The sequence below is a fragment of the Enterococcus sp. DIV0546 genome, from assembly GCF_051712785.1.
GTDB lineage: Bacteria > Bacillota > Bacilli > Lactobacillales > Enterococcaceae > Enterococcus > Enterococcus faecalis.
Genome location: NZ_JBIOPO010000001.1, coordinates 2690376 through 2710000 on the forward strand (window position 1 = coordinate 2690376; position 19625 = coordinate 2710000).

Consider the following 19625-nt stretch of genomic DNA (forward strand, 5'->3'; position numbering starts at 1 on the left):
AACTCCCTACCCTCTGTTTTGCTGATTTTTTTAATCATAGCATATTTCTTGGAAAAGTCAGTAGTTAAAAGATGTTATTGTTTATTTAATAGCAATTATTTGCTTATCAACCACTAGTTGATTGAAACATATAGCGGAATAGACTACTCTAAAATCAAGGAGGTAACGAATAATGTTAATCCAAACTATTTTAAAAACACGGAGAATAAATAATCACTATACGCAAGAACAAATTGCCCAAAAATTACATGTCACTACACAAGCTGTTTCCAAATGGGAAAATGGACAATCCATCCCTTCAATTGATAATTTACTGATGCTTTCTGATTTATACAATGTTTCTATTGATGAGCTAATCCAAGGTAGTCCTTATTTTAAAAAGCCCCAAGTTGTTGGAAAAATTTATAATCTAAAAAAAGGAATTTTATTTTGTATTGTTTGGACTTGTTTCTCTTTGCTACTTACTGGTTTTGGTTATCAACCTTTTTGGTTGTTTAGTGCAATCATATTTATCGGTCTACTTTTAGTTTTTCCAATCATCTTTTCAGATTATTGGATAATTAACCAACAAGATATTATGGTCCATCAATTCTCCAGAAACCCGATTCTGAAAATCATTGAATGCATAAAAAACAGTTCTTCACAAATAAAAATTCCTTATTCTGAAATTGAATCCATAGAAATCATTTATACCAAAAAGATAAGAGTGTCCGCTTTTGATAGTAGTCCCGACTATTTTTACTTACTAGTCACCTATAATAATCAAACCACAAAGTTATATTTAGATATCTATGCCAAAAGATTTTTACCACAATTTATTGCGTTTTTATCTCGACAAAGAATTACTATTATAGATAAATCTGAAATCATTGAATTACTCGTTTCTGATACTTCCTTATATCAACATTTTAATGAAAAAAATGTTGCAACTGATAATAGAAAATAGCTAATTTCATCACGTTTGTCAGCACCCAATTGGTTATAAATTGAATGAAATAACTCGTGTATTCAAAAAAGAGCGTTGCATCAGCAACGCTCTTTTTTGGGGTTTATTCGCCTTTTATCGCATTGTTACAAATTCTTCTGAGCCTGTTGGATGAATCGCAACAGTATTATCAAAATCTGCTTTGGTCGCGCCCATTTTAATAGCGACTGCAAAGCCTTGTAGCATTTCGTCAACACCGATGCCGATGCCATGCAAACCGACAATTTTTTCTTCTTTGCCGACACAGATTAATTTCATGTCGCATTTTTGACGGTATTCTCCTAAAGCGAAATACATTGGCGTAAAGCTAGAGCGATAGATTTTCACTTGGTCTTCACCATATTCTTCAAGCGCTGCTTTTTCCGTCAAGCCAATTGTCGCAACTGGTGGATGGGTAAAGACCACCGTTGGTACCAAGTTATAATCCAAATATAAATCGGTTTGTCCGTTAAATAAACGTTCAGACAGGCGCCGACCAGCGGCAATCGCGACTGGCGTTAAGTCGATTTTCCCAATGACATCGCCGACTGCGTAGATGCCATTTTGCGTGGTATTTTGGAATTTATCTACTTTGACGTAGCCTTTTTCATCAAGAGCTACTTTCGTATTTTCTAAGCCTAATTGATCCGTGTTCGGCTGACGGCCTGTCCCGAAAATCACGGCATCTGTCGTGATTGATTCACCATTTTCAAATGTAATAACGTACTCATTCTGCGCCGTTTTTTCAATTTTAGCTGGTGTTGCATTCGGATGAATTTGCATGCCCATTTCTTGATAGCGTTCTACGACTTTTTCAGAAAGCATGTCATCAAAGCTTCGTAATGGTCGTTCATGACGGAAGGCCCAATGTGTTTCTGCGCCTAAGCCATGTAAGGTTCCTGCTAATTCGGCTGCGATGTAACCTGCACCCACAAAGACCACACGTTTTGGCATTTCTTCTAACGCAAAGAAGCCGTTTGAATCTAAGGCATATTCTTCTCCTGGAATACCTAGTTTTTTCGGACGACCACCTGTCGCGATTAAAATGTGCGGCGCCGTATATTCTGTCCCATTGACTTCAATTGTTTGCTCCCCAGTAAACGTAGCGTAACCATGGATACGTTCAATGTTGTTACTGTCTAAACCACGATTATACGCACCATGTAAGAAGTCGATATATTTTTCACGATTTTCAACTAATTGTTTAAAGCTAAAATTTTTGATTTCAACATCAAACCCGTAGCCTGCTGTGTCTCTTTCCATCATTTCCATCATGCTGCTGGCTTGCCACATGACTTTTTTAGGCACACAACCAACGTTGACACAGGTCCCACCAATTTCGTTGCCCTCAATTAAAAGGACGTTGGCTCCGTGCATTCCTGCGCGGTTAGCAGAAGCAATCCCGCCACTACCGCCACCAATAACAATATAATCATAGGTTTTCATTTATTCTGGCTCCCTTTCAATTTGAACTTTCTCCCTTATTATCGCAAAAAATAGCAAAAAAAGACAGTCGTATTACTTACTTTTGTTTAGTTTTCTGCTGCTTCTGTTTCATGGATTCGTTCCGTAAAAGCACTGGGGGAAAGGAATTCAATCGTAGCATTGTCGAAGGGAATTCCTAAATCTTCTTTCGTTACGTTTGGGTTCATTGTAATGACGTAAAGTGTTTTTCCTAAGGAAAGTGCAATCCCAATTTCTAAATAACTTAGTCGGTCAAAGTCACCATTAATAAAAACGTAGGTTGCTTCGTGAAGATACCGTTTTATCACTTCAATATCTGTAAACATTCCGGTTTGAACACAATCTGCTAACCCGAAGCCCACTGCACCCACACAGCCATGCTCATCTTCAAACAGCTGAGGATCTACCAAAAGGTCCGTTTGAATACGAGGGTTTTGACCAATTTGGTAGGCGAATAATTTAGCCATAGTTATTCCTCCTTCTTTTTCTTTTACTATAGCACAAAAAGGAAACCCTCATATGCCAGAGGATTTCCTTTCTTTTAATACATGTTCCCAACCACTTTTACTCGTAAGCGGGTTGCATTTTCTGGATGATAGGCGAGTGGTGTTTCTTCCACCTCGACTAACTCGATTGTGCCAGGGACTGCACCCGCAAGTTCAGCTTGTTGGACGGCTTTTTCTTGGGCATCGGCCAACGCCGCGTCTCGTTGGATTTTTGAATAGACATAAATTTGTTCGTATTGTCCGCTAATCTGAGCGATAGAGGCACCGATGGCATTCGCCACTGCCCCGTTTTCGTTGCGAATTAGCGCTTTAACGCCTGTCAATTCTTCGGGGATGATAATACTCCCACCACCAACTAAAACGACCGTCACGTCTGCGGAACTGGTTTTCATGCGATCAATCGCTTCACTGACCAATTCGCCAATTTTTTGGTACACTTTTTCCGCAAACGCTTGGTCTAAATGAGCCACTTTACTAGGATCACCAACTTGGGCATGGCCTAAGCGAACCGCAATATCAGTGGTCGTTAATTGTGTGCCGCCAAAAACAAGGGCCTCTTGTGTAATACGGTAGCCGACACTATCGGGGCCAACTGTCACAGAACCATCTGGTTGTTCACGCACTAGACTGCCGCCGCCGACACCAATTGACACGATATCTGGCATTCTAAAATTGGTCCGTACCCCGCCAACATCAACGGCCAGTGAAGATTCTCTTGGAAAGCCATCCACTAACACGCCAATGTCGGACGTTGTGCCACCAACATCTAAAACAACCGCATCTTTCAAGCCAGCTAAGTAAGAAGCGCCACGAATACTATTGGTTGGTCCACAAGCAATGGTTAAAATAGGAAACTGTTTGGCATACGTTAACGACATTAACGTACCATCATTTTGACATAAGTACACTTGGGCGTGATGAATTTTTTCTTGTTCTAAGGCTTGTTCAAAGCCTTCGCTGGTCACTTTAATTACTTTGTGCAACGCAGCATTCAAAATTGTCGCATTTTCCCGTTCAATTAAACCGACAGACCCAATCATTGAGGAGCAAGATACAGGAACATCTGCCCCTAACACTTCCTTCGCAAGCGCTTGAACAAACAATTCTTGGTCATTTTTTAAAGAAGAAAAAACGCCAATTACTGCGATTGCCTCTACTTCTCCTCGCCAAGACGCCAAAATCCCACGTAATTCTTCTTCGTCCAGTGCAGTCAATGGTTGTCCATCATATTCGTAGCCGCCATGTGCTAAAGCATACGTTTCTGAAAGAGTAGCCACTAAATCCTTGGGCCAAGCTGTGTAAGGCAAGACCGAAGCGGTTGCTGGATAGCCCAAACGAAGGACCCCAACTTTTGCTAATTTTTTTCGCTCAACAATGGCATTCGTACATTGGGTCGTGCCCAACATTGCATGTGTGACTTTGGTTGGGTCCACTGCTGATTCTGCCAAGACTTTATTTAAGGCACCGGCAATCCCTGTTTGAATATCATCGGTTGTTGGAACTTTCACTGAATGAATCAAGTTTAATTGATGATCTAAAATAACAGCATCTGTATTTGTGCCACCGACATCGATACCAATTTTATACATTTATTTGTCCTCCTTCGCTACTAAGTTTTCTAGTGGTTGATAATCCATTTCGTAGCCGAAATACCGAGGACCCACTGTTTCGATACCTTTTTTCGTTCGCCAAGCGGCATTCGCTTTCAAGCCCATTACTTGGACACGTTTGCCGTATTTCAAGCTTTCTGTTGTCACAGGCGTTAAAGTTTCTAAATCTACCATACAAATCAAATCAGGCGTCATCGCAATCACCTGACCATCTTTCTCGGCAATTAAATTTTCATTTTGAAAATGGACGACTGCTTCTGAACCAGCGTCACTGTTTAAGCCACTCAATTTGACACGTCCCAAATTGAAGCCACCTTTTACTTCTCGTTCTACATCTAGAATTTTTCCTTGGAACAATTCAAAGCCATCCGTAACTTCTACTAATGCTTGGCGTTTTTCTTGTTCATCTGCATAGGTACCTCGAATCACTTTGCCAATTTCTTCTGATAATGTCACGATGTTATGAATACCATAGTCTTGTAATTGTTTGCCTGTCGCGGGATAAATGCTCACTAAAGCACTAGCGCCCATTTCAACCGTTTGAACACGAGCAAGACGTTCTGTCCAAGTATTATCAATCGTTTCCATAATGCCGATATTTCCTTTTTCATCGGTAATTGCCATAGGGGTCGCTGACATCCCATTCAAATGGAACGTTACCATAGGCAATTCTGGAAAGGCCCGCCCCATACCATCACAATCCACCAAGGGAATGCCTAGCTTCGCTGCAACAACAATTGGAATCATTGAATTGACGCCCCCAGCTTCCATTGGAAAGGTTCCCGCAATCGTTTCTTGGTCTAAATATTTTCCTAACTTCTCAAAGACACGGACGAATTCGTCGCCTTTGGGAAATTTTTCAATTGCGACAGATGGGGCACCCATCATTGCGGCGGGTAGGAAAAAATCCTCCGCGGCAATTTCTTCTGGAGAAACCAGTTTGACAGGTCCGTTTTCTTCGATGGCGGACAAAGCCATCATTTTACCAATGTAGGGATCACCGCCACCTCCTGTCCCTAAAAAAGCTGCTCCTGTAGCTATATTCTCAATTGCTTCTGCATCTAAATAACGCATTCTCCGACACTCCTCTTCTTCATTCCATTTCTAATGATTCGGTGTTCGTCTGTTGACGTTTTGCACCGAAATAATAAATAACAAACGATAAAACAATGCCAATTAGCGGTTGGTTAGGCAATTGAGGGGCATTGGGAAAGAAACTCATAATCACCGGAATGCCCCCCACTGCAGCACCAATTAGCCATGAAAAAACACCTAATTTATTCACGCCAGGCGTTGGCTGCCATTTGGTTCGATCACCTTTGTTAATCAACCAATAGGCAGCAATCATTACACCAGCCACTGGTGGAACCATCGCAGAAAGGACAGACATAATCGGCGTAAAGTAATTTAAAATCCCCACGACTGCTAATAAGGTTCCAATGGCGCCGGCCGCACCGACAGCGACTTTTTCTTTTTCTTTTGGAATATCAAAGACATTAATCAAGGCCAGTCCGCCAGAAAAAGCATTCACGGCATTCGTGGTCCAAGTTGCTAAAATTAGCGCAATAATTCCTAAAAATGGAAAACCGAGATTCATAAAAACTTCCGTGATATCTGCGGTGTTCGAAGCAATGGTCAAGACCGCACCAACGCCAATCATCAACAAGCCTGTCGGTAAAATCCCTAAGGTGGCCGCTTTAACCACATCTTTACGAGAAGAAACATATTGAGAGTAATCTCCAGCAATTACTGCGCCTAATGCAAAAGAACCGACAGTCATTGAAAGACCTGACATAAAGCTTCCTGCTGTTTGAGGTGTATATTGACTAACAGCTTCCCAACCGTTGTTTCTTAACGAAGCCACCAAGCCATAAAGACAAACCAGAACTAACACAGGAACCGCAAAATAATTCAGAATTTTCAATATTTTTATGCCATAAAGAGCCGAAATAAGCATGATAATTCCCCAGATTAAGGAAGAAAGCGACACAGGTAAATCAATGCCGTAAATTTTTAAAAAGTTCGTGAAGGCGCCGCCGCTGACATTGGCTTGCAAACCAAACCAACCTAAGCAAGCAATCGCTAGAATAATGGAAATAATCTTTTGCGAACCTTGAATGCCAAACACTTGAGAAGCGACTTTGACAGAAGGTTCTTGTAAGTCGGAACTTTGAATTCCTTGTAAAATCATTAAAATAACAATAATACCGTAACCAATAAATCCTGTTAACAAAGCTTCCCATAAAGGCATGCCTGCAACTAACGTTCCTCCAATAATTAATCCTGGCACGCTAATCATTGCGCCCGCCCAAACAAATGCTAAGCTAAGCCACGATTGTTGTTGCTCGTTTTTTAATTTCATTCTCATTCCTCCTTAATTATTTTTTCAATTATAACGAAAAATCAGTCATAGGTCTTTTTCAAATTGAAAAAAAATATCGAGGAAGTTTTGGCTTAAAATAAAAAAGCAGACAAATCGGCTACTGCCGATTGTCTGCTTTTTTCATTCATTCGTGACCAAGCGATATAAGATCATCGCCAAATAGACTTCATAGGCTTCGGCGGCGTTAGTCATATCATAGCCGAGCGCTTCATTAATTTTACTGATACGATATTTGACCGTATTTTTATGAACAAATAGGCGTTCGCCGCATTCTTTAAAATCACTACTTGCATCTAGTAAAAACGTCCCTAATGTCATTAACTGCTCTGATTCTTTTAAGAGAGGTTGGATAACTGCTAAGCGTTGTTGGATTGCTTCTTCTCCTGCTTGGAGACACGTCATCATTTGTTGAACTGTACGAATTTCCGCGATTGATAACACTTTTCTTTGTGGATAGACGCGCTTTAAAAACGGCGCGACTTGATTAGCGGTTTGGTAGCTGACACGCACTTCAGTCGTGTTACGAACTTTCGGACAAAGGATGATTTCACCTAAATAGTCCTGATAGTCTGTGGCTTGCAAGTATTCTTTACTAATCGTGGCTTCAGGCTGTTTGTGTAAATAATTACCTAAGAGAACAATCAGGTAATTTTCTGTTTGCTGGACAATCGTTGTTTGGTAATAGTAACGTAGGAAATCTTTCAAATCTTGCTGAATAGCGTGGATTTCTTGTCCTTGTTGCCAAATAGGCAAAAGCCACATCGTTTCGACAGAAGAAATATCAATCATTAATTTTTTGGCTAATTGGTACATCTTATCACTTTCATCGTTAATGATTGCTTGAACTAAGGCATACTCACTGACTTCGTCATAGTTTTTCCCCCATAAATTCAGAGCCATCTGAACGACTTCCACCGCTTGATTCATCTCAAAAGAGGTTAACTGCTCTTCTTCTCGAATGAAGTAAAGCTTCAAGGTTTGTCCATCTTTCTGAGGAAGTTTTTGCGAGGTAATGAAGTAGGTCGTTTCTCCCAGCGCTACTTTCTCTTGTGATTGATAAAGTAACTTGGTTAAGGGTAATTTCGTGCTTCGCGGCCAATTGATGGTGCTGATGATTTCATTGGTATAGGTGGTTAACGCAATATTGACTTTTAAAAAATCGGATAGGATTTTCAAGGTCATTTCCACACTGCGGTTTTGTTCAGGCAAAAGGGAAACTTTTTCCAAGAGGTCCGTTGCAAAAGAAGCCATTTTATTTTTATTGACTAACAATTTCATGACTTCATAAATGACTTCGTTGTAGCGTAATGTGGGATCATTTTTAGGCATTTGGATTAAAATGAAACCTAAAGAATCCGCTAATTGAATCACTTCCTCTGCAACTTTCGGTACGATAATCCCAACGTAGTACAAGATTAGGCCTACTTCGCCTAATTCATGGAGATGCCGAATCGTTTCGCATTGCTTCACCACATCATGACGAATGGCACAAAATGAACCAATCAAAATTTCGCCAGCATGGTATTCATTTGTTTTGTGAAGTTTTTCCGAAAACAAAGACATATCAGAGACTTCTAAAAAAGAAAGAGAAGCAACAGATGTGTCCAATTGGTTTTTACCAGAAAGTACCGTTGCTTCTCGCAAAGACGGTAATTTTAATAAATCATTCACGCGGACACTCATATTTACTCCTCCTTTTGGCTGGTTTATTTTTTCTTACGAATCATATCGCCGACTGCAACAGGTTGGGTCACTTCCATCGTTAATAACATCATGGGATTAGGTGCCCGATCGATCGCTTCACCGTCTTCATTATACATCTCTTTAACGGTTTGGTGGAAATGGGTAAACCCGGGACCATAAAATTCAATTTCATCGCCGACACTGAAAAGGTTCCGTTGACGAATTGTCGCGACTTGCGTCTTTTCGTTGTACGCAATCACTTCGCCAACAAATTTATATTGTGGAATTTTACGACGTTCGCCGAATAATTGTTCATTTTCACTTGGTGTATTGTAATAAAATCCAGTTGCTAATTCACGTTGTGCTACTTTCCATAATTCATCAATCCACTCTTGTTGGCAGACATAGTTTTCAGGATCTTCCATGTAAGAATCGACGGCTTTTTTATACACATTAGCGACTGTCGAAACATAGTGAATGGATTTCATGCGGCCTTCAATTTTAAAACTATCGACACCATTTTCAATTAATTCTGGAATATGTTCAATCATAGACATATCTACGGCGCTCATTGAAAACTCTTCTTCAACTTCCCCTTCGCTGGTTTTGCTCCGACGTTCTGTCCCAAAAGGCATATCAAATAACTCGTATTTCCAACGACAAGATTGAGAGCAACCGCCACGATTGGCATCCCGCATCGACATATGGTTGGATAAAGTACAACGTCCTGAATATGAAATACACATTGCTCCATGAATAAAGGCTTCAATCTCAATGTCCGTATTTTCACGAATCGCTGCAACTTCCTCCATTGAAACTTCGCGCGCTAATACCACACGTTCTAAGCCTTCATTTTTCCAAAATTCTAATGTTTCATAGTTGGTTGCTGAAGCTTGTGTCGATAAATGGATGGGTAAACCTGGTGCTTCTGTCGCACAAATTTCGATTAAAGCTGGATCGGAAACAATCACAGCTGAAATTCCGATGTCTCGCAATTCTCTGAAAAACGCTCCTGCCCCTTCCTGGTTTCCTTCATGAGTGACCATATTGGCAGCGACATAAACTTTCGCATTATGTTCGCGGGCAAAGGCTACGCCTTCCGCCATTTCTTCTGGCGTGAAATTTCCTGCGCGGCTACGCAGACCGTAGGCATTCCCTCCGATATAAACGGCATCGGCACCGTAACGAATTGCGACTTTTAGTTTTTCTAGCGTCCCGGCTGGAGCCAACACCTCGGGACGCTTCAATGTTCGTTCTGTCATTACTTTCATGTTCTTCTTCCCCTTAAATGAATCAATTTATTTTATTGCATCGGCACTTAAATCAAAGAAACCATTGTCTAAGCCACGACCTGTTGGATGTAATTTTTCAATTTCAGCTGTTGCATGAGCTGCTTGATCTTCTGACCAAGTTCCCGCTTCAAGTGCTGCTTTCGCTTCAGCAAATAAGCGAGCAATCGCGACAAAATTTTCACCTGGCGTGTAAAGGCCATCGAGCTTCCATGTACGATAGTGATGGTCATACAAGTTTGTTAACTCATTCATCAAGTTCACATCGTTATTGGCAAAAATATGCGTACCATGACTATCTTCATAAATGGAATAGTGGGTTTCTGGTTTTTTGGGTTCAGAAATAAACAGCCCTTCGTCTTTTGTAACCCCTTTGTCGTTCTTTGTGTAATTGTAGTAATTTTGAATTAATGGGCGTTTCGATTGATGAATACACGTCGCCCCATAGACAAGAATTTCAGCTGGAACTGCTAAGTTTTCTTCCATTGCGACCATTTCTTCAAAAGGTACTTCCCGAGCTAGGACAGCTCCGATGGCTCCTCGTTTACTCCAAAAATTGATTTGACGTGAGCTCGTTACCAAAGTTTCGCCATCATAAACGTAAGGAATTTCTAATCCATCTCGTTGCATAATAAACACAATACCTGGATCACCCAAAGTAATTTTATCGACGTTGATTTCTTTTAAAAATGTCAGATACTCTGGGACTAATTTCATTTTTTCAGGGTGCATAATGCCATTTACTGCAACTAGCACTTGTTTGCCCATTTCATGTGCACGTTTCACAATCTCGCGTTGTTCATCTCGTGTAAAAGATACGGGCAAACGCAACCCGAATGTTTCTTCTCCAATATATAATGTATCCACACCTGTTGCGAGTAATTCTACAGCCTGCTCAACAGATTCTGCAGTTGCAATCAGTTCAATCATAAATATAGCCTCCTTCTTTATGACCGTTTAATAGTATCATACGTTCACAAACTTTAAAAGAGCCTATCTGTATTAAACGTACATTTTTCACAATGTTTCCGAAAAAAATTTTGGTAGAGAAGCACCATCCGCTTACCTACCAAATGTTCTTTTTTAATTACTGGTCATCTATTCTTTAGTCACTCGTTCAAGTGATATTTTCGTTCATAAAACGTTACTACAACGGTAAATAACCACGCTGCCGCTAAGCCTAACAAGCTGCCTAAAACAATCCCCAAAAAGCGGAATTGAATCAACGTTATCACGTACTGCTGACGAACGAGCAATGAAAGCATCAGAGCCATAGGCGTTGTGAAAAATTGCGCCAATCCATAATTACGACGAATAAAATACTCAACGGTCACAAATAAGATTGTAATCACGACAATCGATTCAAAAGTTGTCAAAGCTAAATTAAGCAGAAAAGCGGAAATAACCAATCCAATCGTTGTGCCAAAAATTCGCTGAATATTTCGCTGCTTAATCGCACGTAAATTGTCTCCTTGTAAAATGGATGCACAGGAAACGACTAGCCAATATGGATTCTGTAAATGTAAACTTTCGCTGATATATACAGCAAAAAATAAGACAAAGCTATAATATATGCTATCTAATGGCGCTTCTGGATGCCGATAAATTCGTTCCCGTAATGATCGCTTAGCTAGCGGGGCACTGATTTCCTTCTCTGTAAAATGCAACACTAGTGCAAACAAAATGGAAAAGCCAATGCCTAATAACATACAGCCACTCATGAACGGAATTTTTGCTAACGGAATGCTCGTACTGGCACCCATCGCTGTCACCATCACACCAAAGAAGGCCCCTGGTTTTGAAATATCGTAGACTTCAAAGAAAAAGCGGCCACCAAAACCGACCAGTGCAACAACAATGGGAATGAGCCATGCAATATGGGTCGATAACATGCCTAACAAATTTCCTAAAAAAAGGTAACTACCGACCACAGATAAACGAGTCATTAACTGTTTTAATGGTAGCGGCTGATAATATAAAAAAGTAAAAATACCTAACGAGCCAAAGCTTGAAATCAATAATTGATGATTGATATAGCCCAAAAAAAGAATGCTGAACATAACCAAGCCAGCAAACACTAGTCGAAAAGGATTATCCTTTGGACGCTGATAATGTAGTAATTCTCGAAAAAAAGATTGTTCCATTCCATCACCCCTCCTTATTAACGTAGCACAGAAAAATCAATCTGGCAATTCTCAAAAAGAAATCGCCACTGGAAAATAGAAAAGCCTGGTATAAAAACCCTAAATGGTTTTTATACCAGACTTCGCATCTCATCTATACAGTTTGTAATTCTTTCGCTTCTGTTTTTGGTGCTTTTGGTGCCCGCACATTTAACGTAATTTTGCCTTTGCTAGCGCCTAAAGTTACTTTATCCCCTAACTGAATTTGACCAGAAAGAAGGGCTTCACTTAAACGATCTTCCACTTCTTTTTGCAAGGCCCGACGAATTGGACGTGCGCCATATTCTGGATCAAACCCGACTTTACCAATAACTTCAATTGCAGCTGGTGTGATTTTCACTTTAACCTCTTGTTCGGCCATCCGTTTCACGACAGATTGACTCATAATTTTTACGATTTCATGAATTTCCTCTTGTTTCAAGGAATGGAATACAACCGTTTCATCAATTCGGTTTAAGAATTCTGGACGGAAGGCTTTTTTCAATTCTTCCATGATTCGTTTTTGCATTAATTCATGATTTTTAGAAATGTCTTTCACATTGAAGCCGACATGTTTTTCTTCACGAATCGCTGTTGCTCCTAAGTTGGAGGTCATGATTAAAATCGTGTTACGGAAATCGACTTTTCGTCCTTTGGCATCCGTTAAATGGCCATCATCTAAGACTTGTAATAAAATATTAAAGACATCTGGATGGGCTTTTTCTACTTCATCTAGCAAAATAACGGAATAAGGACGTTGACGAATTTTTTCAGTTAGTTGGCCGCCTTCTTCGTAGCCGACATAACCTGGAGGAGAACCGATTAAACGGCTAGTGCTGTATTTTTCCATAAACTCAGACATGTCCACGCGAATCAACGCTTCTTCGCTGCCAAACATCGCTTCGGCTAAGGCTTTGGCAAGTTCTGTTTTCCCAACCCCTGTTGGTCCTAAGAACATGAAGGAACCAATCGGTCTTGCTGGGTCTTTCAAGCCACTACGCGCACGACGGATAGCGCGTGAAACAGCTTCAACTGCTTCATTTTGGCCAACGACCCGTTGATGTAAAATGGTTTCTAATTCCATCAATCGTTCGCTTTCTTTCTTCTCTAGCTGCTGCAAAGGAACGCCTGTCCATTGTGAAACGACTCCAGCCACGTCTTCTTCTGTTACTTGCGTACTGTAACCAGACAGACTTTTTTCTTTCACTGCAATCAATTCTTCTAGTTTTTCCATTACTTGTTTTTCTTTTTGACGAATCCGAGCGGCACTTTCAAATGATTGGTTTTGAATGGCCTCTTCTTTTTCCGTAATTAATTGAGAAATTTCGGTACGCAATTCATTAATTTCTGAAGGTTGATCTGCCTTATCTAAACGAACTTTTGCTGCAGATTCGTCCATTAAATCAATTGCTTTATCTGGTAATTGGCGGTCATTTAAATAGCGAATCGATAATTGAACCGCTGCATGTAGAGCTTCATCTGTAATTTCTACGCCATGATGTTTTTCATAGCGTGAACGCAAGCCTTTTAGAATTTCTTCTGCTTCTTCTGGCGTTGGTTCTGCTACTTGAATACGGGCAAAACGACGTTCCAAAGCGGCATCTTTTTCAATATATTTTTGGTATTCATCCAGAGTTGTCGCACCAATGGTTTGCAACTCACCACGTGCTAAAGCAGGTTTTAAAATATTTGAAGCATCAATCGCCCCTTCTGCACCGCCAGCACCGATCAAGGTATGCAATTCGTCGATAAATAAAATGACTTGTCCATCTTGATAGATTTCATCGACAACTTTTTTCAAGCGATCTTCGAACTCACCTCGATATTTGGTTCCAGCAACCAAGGCACCCATGTCTAGCATCATTAAACGTTTGCCTTGCATATCTTCAGGGACTTCTCGGTTGACAATTTTCTGGGCTAAGCCTTCTGCTATCGCTGTTTTCCCAACACCTGGTTCACCGACTAAGACAGGATTGTTTTTGGTACGGCGACTCAAAATTTGGATCAAACGACGGACTTCGGTACCGCGACCAACTACTGGATCCAAGCTTTGTTCTCGTGCTAACTTGGTTAAATCTCTTGCTAAAGAATCCAATGTTGGCGTCCCTTGTGGCGTATTTTTATTTTGACCATTCCGACGACGTTGTGCGCCATTGGGTTCGGAAACGCCCATTTTTTTCAATAATAATTGACGCATTTTGGATAAGCTTAATCCCAAATTCACTAAAATTCTAGACGCTAAAATTTCTTCGTCTCTTAACAAGCCTAATAATAAATGCTCGGTACCAATCTTTTGAGCCCCTAAGCGCTTCGCTTCATCTCCAGCATAGGCAAAGATTTGTTTGGCTCTTGGTGAATAAGGTAAGTATAAGTTGTTATTTCCCATTGGACTTTGCATGGTGCCATAGCCACTTAAATGCTCAATTTCTTCACGGATGTCTTCTGTGTCAGTATTCAATTGTCGTAATGTTTTTCCGGCAATCCCATTTGGTTCTAAAACGAGTGCTAATAATAAATGCTCAGAACCGACGGATTGGTGACGAAAATACTTCGCTTCTTCTTGGGCAATCGCCAGTACGGCTTTCGCACTTTCTGTAAATAGTTCATCCATAGTTATTCCTCCTCATAGCTCAAGCGCTCTAAAAATGAACGCATTATTTGAGCTCTTAGAAAATCTTCGTGATTCCCCAGACCATTTAATGTGCTTTTACTTAAAGCAGCTAGCATTAAATTGCCTTCCTTTTTCGTAATCACTTCTTCTTCATACAATGTTTGAATAAATGTTAGCGCATCTTTTTCTGTTAAGGTTGCGCCAATCAATTGATCCATTTGTTTTAGTAATTGATCGTTATCTGAAATTTGTACTTTGACAATGCGAATATAGCCGCCTCCACCACGTTTACTTTCAACTGCGTAGCCTCGTTGGATGGTAAAACGTGTATTAATTACATAGTTAATTTGTGAAGGAACGCAATTAAATAAATTAGCCATTTCCGCCCGACGGATTTCAATTTTATTACTTTCTTCTAAAATCTTTTTTAAATAAGCCTCGATTAAATCTGACGTATTTTGATTACTCATAGTCTTCCATCCTTCTTCTCTCTTGACTAATATTGACCATTATTATATCGAACTTTGCCTATTAAATAAAGAGGAACGCTTTGACTTTAATAAAAAAATGCAAAACAGGAGGAGCAACCTCAGTCAAACTGACTTAAGTTCCCCTCCTAAAAATGAAAATATGTTATTAAATCACAGGCAGACAATGGCTCCGCCTTAATGTCTCACAAAAACTATTCTTCGCCATAGGCTTGATCCAAGGCTTGTTGAATATCTTCGATAATAGATGTTGGCTCTTCCAAACCAACGTACATGCGAATGTGCGCTGGCGACAAGCCTCTTTTCTGAACAGCTGCCAAGTTATTGCCTTTGAATACAGGCAAGGCCAAACTTTCAAAGCCACCCCAACTGACCCCAATTGTGACCAGCGTCAATGCATTCACAAATGTTTTCAAACGTTCAAAATCGGTATCTTTTAAATCAATCGCAAACAATGAGCCATAACCTGTTAAATATTTTTCTGCTAACGCTTGTTGTTGTTTATTCCCTACAAAAGGATGATATAAGCGGCTGATTCGCGAATCCTTTTGCAAAACCGACAGCACCGTTTGGATGGCTTGAGACTGATGCGCCAACCGAACGGGCATGGTACGAATACCTCGTAACGCTAACCAAGAATTGAAGGGACTATTGACTGCTCCTAAAGCTTGATGACCATGTTCAAAAATTTGATCTACAAGCGCTGCTTTGCCAATGACAGCCCCTGCTACAATATCCGAATGACCACCAATATATTTGGAACAAGAATGAATCACCAGGTCCACATTATGGCATAAAGGATGCTGAAATAACGGTGACGCCCACGTGTTATCAATGACAGTGTATGCGCCAATTTTTTGTGCTAACGCAGTTATTTTTTCTAAATCTAGCAGTTCAAACTTTTGTGAGGACGGACTTTCAAAGTAAATGACTTTGGTGTTTTCCTGAACAAATTGAAAAAGTTCTTCTGTTTCTGCAACGTCTACTTTGGTCAAGGATACGCCAAATTTCTCTAAATATTGCACAAATGAAACAGATTCTCCATAAATTGTATTGACCATTAAAACATGATCACCTTGTTGGAGCAACGTAAACAGCGTTGCCGAAATAGCGCCCATTCCTGAGGCAAAAACTTTACATTTTTCTCCACGTTCCAAACGAGCAATTTTTTTCTCTAAAATTTCTGTTGTGGGGTTGGTGCCACGTGTGTAAACATAATTATTTTTTTCATCTATACTCGCTGCCATAAATTCTTCGTAAGTTGGAAAATAAAAGGAAGAGGTTTGAACCAACTCGGGCACCATCGGATGATACATTTTTTCCATTCCTTTTTCCACTTCACAGCAAATATTTTCATCATTCTCAACATGCATTTCCTTCACTCCTCTTTCTCTACAATGTTTCTGGTACTTCATGGGCTTCTTCTTTTTGATATTGTCGATCTAAGGCTTTTACAAATGGATAATAAATAACAACACTAGCGGCAACAGCTAAAACTTGCGTCACTGCACCTTGCCATTTTCCCACTAAAAAGCCCGAAAACAGAAAGGGCGTAGCCCATGGTGCTTGAATGTTTGTAAACATTGGCATGAACCCAATTTTCATTGACAGAAAGGCAATCAAGACCGATACAATCGGCGCGACCGCAATCGGAATCAATAATAAAGGGTTAAAAATAACTGGGAGTCCAAAAATCAAGGGTTCATTAATGTTGAAAAATGCTGGAACAAACGAAATTTTCGACATGGCTTTCATTCTAGATGAATGTCCGACGATGGCCATTGCAATAGCCAAGCCAACCGTGCAACCAGCGCCTCCAATTGTGGCAAATTGATCGAGCATTTGGACCGTGCCAAAGTTGCCACTTTGAGCAGTTAATTGTCCTAATTCCGCTAAGCTTTGGTTTTTGTCTGCATTCGCATATAAAATAGGATATAGCATGGAATTGATGACAGTTGGATGAATTCCAAACCACCAGAACAGTCCATTTAAGCCAGCCACAATAATAATTGCAAAAGGGGTTCCGATTAAACCTTGCAGTGGCGCTTGAATCACCGCATAAATTAATTGCGGGAAGGAATCCGCAAACGAAAGCCCAATCCCATTAATCAATAAAGCCACCGCTACCACAAAAATCCCAGGAATCAATGCACTAAAAGCTTGGCTCACCATAGCAGGCACGCTGTCAGGCATTTTGATGACTAATTTTTTCTTAATACAGAAACGAGTCAACTCAACCGAAAGAATTGACATAATAATGGCCGTAATCACCCCTTGCGTTCCTAACCAATCAAACGATAAAACTTTCGTCACAACTTCGCCTGATTCAGTGGTCACCGTTTTCGGTAAAACGACTACGTAAGCGACAATGCCTAAAATTAATGAAGTTAAACGATCCATTTCGTAACTTTCCGCCAATTTATAGGACATCGTCCCGGCAAAAATAATTCCCATCATGTTGAAAGTCGCTCGATAAGCTGGTGAAATCATATCCGCCCAATCTGCACCGAAAATTCCAGCCATAAAATCGCCATACCCTGCTACTGGAAAATCTGTAATCAACATAAAAATCGATCCAATAATTGTTAACGGCATAATTGCAAAAAAACCATTTCTTAAGGCTTGAAAATAACGTAAACTTGTAATCCTTGAAACTTTAGGCACTACGGCTTGCTCCACCCAGTTTGTTAACTTATCCATTTCACTTCTCTCCTTAATCCTTTGTGATATCCTCATCATAAAGAAACCGCTTTCTGATGTAAATACGACTAACTGATTCTGTAACTATGTTTCATAATTCATACGCTTAAGGTATACTGAAAGCGAAACAAAGTACCACAGAGAGGTGAACCCATTGAATCTAATCGAATGTTTAGAACAAAAAGAACGCTATACATATAACGAAGGGCTAATTATTGATTTTATTTTATCTCATACTGAACGAGTCCTGCATATGTCGATTTATGAACTAGCAGAAGCCACCAACTCTTCAACCTCCACGATTGTTCGTTTGTGTAAAAAAACAGAAACTAGCGGTTTCAAAGAATTTAAAATCCGCTTGTCCCGCGACTTAGAAATTCACTACCAAGCAATCCGGAATGTTGATGCGAATATGCCTTTTTTAGCGCAAGATTCTGATTTACTAATTGCCAAGAAAATTGCGCAGTTAACGACTGAAACTGTTCAATCCACCCAACAGTTATTAACCGAGGCCATGTTAAATAAAAGCATTGATTTACTTTTAACCGCTGAAAATATTTTAGCAGTGGGTGTCAGTAACTCCTACATTCGCTTAACGGATTTTCAAACAAAGTTATTACGCATTCAGCTATTTATCCATTTAATCCCTTATCAAGCTGAACAATTTTATTTAGCCATCAATGCCACCAAAAATGATGTAGCCATCCTCGTCTCTTACAGTGGTAACACTGCAGAAATCGTAAATGAAGCACGGATTTTTGCAGAAGGAGGCACCCCGATTATTGCCATTACTTCAGACTTGAACAGCCAATTAGCTAAATACGCCACAGTGATTTTGCCCATTCCTAACGTTGAACATGCAGATTTCAAAGTCTCGACTTTTTCCTCTCAACTAGCCATCGAATATATTCTCAATGTCCTTTATTCCTGTATTTTTAGTCGCAATTTCGATAAGAATTACACATCACAAAAAAATACACCTACTTCGATACTTAAATTTTAAACAAAAAAACAGTACTGATCATCAGTACTGTTTTTCACAATCGGGAAGACAGGATTCGAACCTGCGACCCCTTGGTCCCAAACCAAGTGCTCTACCAAGCTGAGCTACTTCCCGGGCTATGAAGTTAAAGTAATAAAAAAAGACTATCGAATTAAAAAGAAACTCACGTGCACCTTTTTAAAACTTAGTCAATCACTCAACTATGCACCCAAAGGGAGTCGAACCCCTAACCTTTTGATTCGTAGTCAAACACTCTATCCAGTTGAGCTATGGGTGCTAAATATAAAACAATGCCGAGGACCGGAATCGAACCGGTACGGTGATCACTCACCGCAGGATTTTAAGTCCTGTGCGTCTGCCAGTTCCGCCACCCCGGCGTAATGAATTGGCTAAGCGGAAAACGGGGTTCGAACCCGCGACCCCCACCTTGGCAAGGTGGTGCTCTACCACTGAGCTATTTCCGCAAAATGGTGCCGGCTAAAGGACTTGAACCCTCGACCCTCTGATTACAAATCAGATGCTCTACCAACTGAGCTAAGCCGGCTAAATATGCGGGTGAAGGGACTTGAACCCCCACGCCTTGCGGCGCTAGATCCTAAATCTAGTGCGTCTGCCAATTCCGCCACACCCGCAAATGAAATATGAATATGAGCCGTACAGGGCTCGAACCTGTGACCCTCTGATTAAAAGTCAGATGCTCTACCAACTGAGCTAACGGCTCAAAAAATGGAGGTTAACGGGATCGAACCGCTGACCCCCTGC

Annotated in this window: 15 protein-coding genes and 8 tRNA genes (1 of these 23 only partly in view); 2 read left to right on the plus strand and 21 right to left on the minus strand. The window is 40.4% G+C overall.

Annotation, left to right across the window (positions count from 1 at the left end):
• Positions 1-172: 172 nt before the first annotated feature.
• Positions 173-946, plus strand: a complete 774-nt coding sequence (locus tag IGJ24_RS13000) for a helix-turn-helix domain-containing protein (protein WP_289865712.1) — start codon at positions 173-175, stop codon at positions 944-946.
• A 114-nt stretch (positions 947-1060) separates the two neighbouring features.
• On the opposite strand, the gene gor is transcribed toward IGJ24_RS13000, so the two are convergent.
• The 13 genes from gor to IGJ24_RS13065 form a co-directional block, all read right to left on the minus strand.
• Complete coding sequence (gor, locus tag IGJ24_RS13005) at positions 1061-2410, minus strand: glutathione-disulfide reductase (protein WP_002354732.1); 1350 nt, start codon at positions 2408-2410, stop codon at positions 1061-1063.
• Positions 2411-2496: 86 nt separating this feature from the next.
• The gene (locus tag IGJ24_RS13010) at positions 2497-2895 is read right to left on the minus strand and encodes a hypothetical protein (RefSeq protein ID WP_002396039.1); all 399 of its coding nucleotides are present in this window, start codon (positions 2893-2895) and stop codon (positions 2497-2499) included.
• Between the two features lie 74 nt (positions 2896-2969).
• Positions 2970-4523: a hydantoinase/oxoprolinase N-terminal domain-containing protein gene (locus tag IGJ24_RS13015; protein ID WP_002365445.1), complete on the minus strand. Its 1554-nt coding sequence runs from the start codon at positions 4521-4523 to the stop codon at positions 2970-2972.
• A complete protein-coding gene (locus IGJ24_RS13020; RefSeq protein WP_002354727.1) occupies positions 4524-5618 on the minus strand; it encodes a DUF917 domain-containing protein in 1095 nt (364 codons plus the stop codon).
• Between the two features lie 19 nt (positions 5619-5637).
• Entirely contained in the window at positions 5638-6912 is a 1275-nt protein-coding gene (locus IGJ24_RS13025; RefSeq protein WP_289865711.1) for a cytosine permease, read from the minus strand.
• Between the two features lie 135 nt (positions 6913-7047).
• Positions 7048-8610 carry a PucR family transcriptional regulator gene (locus IGJ24_RS13030; protein ID WP_002354724.1) on the minus strand — a complete coding sequence of 521 codons (1563 nt, stop codon included), beginning with the start codon at positions 8608-8610 and terminating at the stop codon, positions 7048-7050.
• A gap of 23 nt (positions 8611-8633) precedes the next feature.
• Positions 8634-9881 carry a peptidase U32 family protein gene (locus tag IGJ24_RS13035; protein WP_002368523.1) on the minus strand — a complete coding sequence of 416 codons (1248 nt, stop codon included), beginning with the start codon at positions 9879-9881 and terminating at the stop codon, positions 8634-8636.
• A 27-nt stretch (positions 9882-9908) separates the two neighbouring features.
• Positions 9909-10829 (minus strand): peptidase U32 family protein, encoded by a 921-nt coding sequence (locus IGJ24_RS13040; protein WP_002354722.1) that lies wholly within the window; start codon positions 10827-10829, stop codon positions 9909-9911.
• A 179-nt stretch (positions 10830-11008) separates the two neighbouring features.
• Entirely contained in the window at positions 11009-12043 is a 1035-nt protein-coding gene (locus IGJ24_RS13045) for an FUSC family protein (RefSeq protein WP_002354721.1), read from the minus strand.
• Between the two features lie 133 nt (positions 12044-12176).
• Positions 12177-14672 carry an ATP-dependent Clp protease ATP-binding subunit gene (locus IGJ24_RS13050; RefSeq protein ID WP_002360915.1) on the minus strand — a complete coding sequence of 832 codons (2496 nt, stop codon included), beginning with the start codon at positions 14670-14672 and terminating at the stop codon, positions 12177-12179.
• A gap of 2 nt (positions 14673-14674) precedes the next feature.
• Complete coding sequence (locus tag IGJ24_RS13055; protein ID WP_002354715.1) at positions 14675-15142, minus strand: CtsR family transcriptional regulator; 468 nt, start codon at positions 15140-15142, stop codon at positions 14675-14677.
• Between the two features lie 212 nt (positions 15143-15354).
• Complete coding sequence (locus IGJ24_RS13060; RefSeq protein ID WP_192211676.1) at positions 15355-16575, minus strand: aminotransferase class I/II-fold pyridoxal phosphate-dependent enzyme; 1221 nt, start codon at positions 16573-16575, stop codon at positions 15355-15357.
• The gene (locus IGJ24_RS13065) at positions 16553-17860 is read right to left on the minus strand and encodes a PTS sugar transporter subunit IIC (RefSeq protein WP_353890762.1); all 1308 of its coding nucleotides are present in this window, start codon (positions 17858-17860) and stop codon (positions 16553-16555) included. The genes IGJ24_RS13060 and IGJ24_RS13065 overlap by 23 nt, the downstream gene beginning before the upstream one ends.
• 145 nt (positions 17861-18005) lie before the next feature.
• On the opposite strand from IGJ24_RS13065, the gene IGJ24_RS13070 reads away from it, so the two are divergent.
• Entirely contained in the window at positions 18006-18863 is an 858-nt protein-coding gene (locus IGJ24_RS13070) for a MurR/RpiR family transcriptional regulator (protein WP_002354705.1), read from the plus strand.
• A gap of 40 nt (positions 18864-18903) precedes the next feature.
• On the opposite strand, the gene IGJ24_RS13075 is transcribed toward IGJ24_RS13070, so the two are convergent.
• The 8 genes from IGJ24_RS13075 to IGJ24_RS13110 all read right to left on the minus strand — a co-directional run.
• Positions 18904-18977: transfer RNA gene (locus IGJ24_RS13075), tRNA-Pro, on the minus strand.
• An 89-nt stretch (positions 18978-19066) separates the two neighbouring features.
• Positions 19067-19140 (minus strand) — tRNA-Arg (locus tag IGJ24_RS13080).
• Positions 19141-19154: 14 nt separating this feature from the next.
• A tRNA-Leu gene (locus IGJ24_RS13085) sits at positions 19155-19240 on the minus strand.
• A 15-nt stretch (positions 19241-19255) separates the two neighbouring features.
• Positions 19256-19327: transfer RNA gene (locus tag IGJ24_RS13090), tRNA-Gly, on the minus strand.
• A 4-nt stretch (positions 19328-19331) separates the two neighbouring features.
• Positions 19332-19407: transfer RNA gene (locus IGJ24_RS13095), tRNA-Thr, on the minus strand.
• A 6-nt stretch (positions 19408-19413) separates the two neighbouring features.
• Positions 19414-19495, minus strand: a tRNA-Leu gene (locus IGJ24_RS13100).
• A 16-nt stretch (positions 19496-19511) separates the two neighbouring features.
• Positions 19512-19584, minus strand: a tRNA-Lys gene (locus IGJ24_RS13105).
• A gap of 6 nt (positions 19585-19590) precedes the next feature.
• Positions 19591-19625, minus strand: a tRNA-Val gene (locus IGJ24_RS13110); it runs 38 nt beyond the window's last position.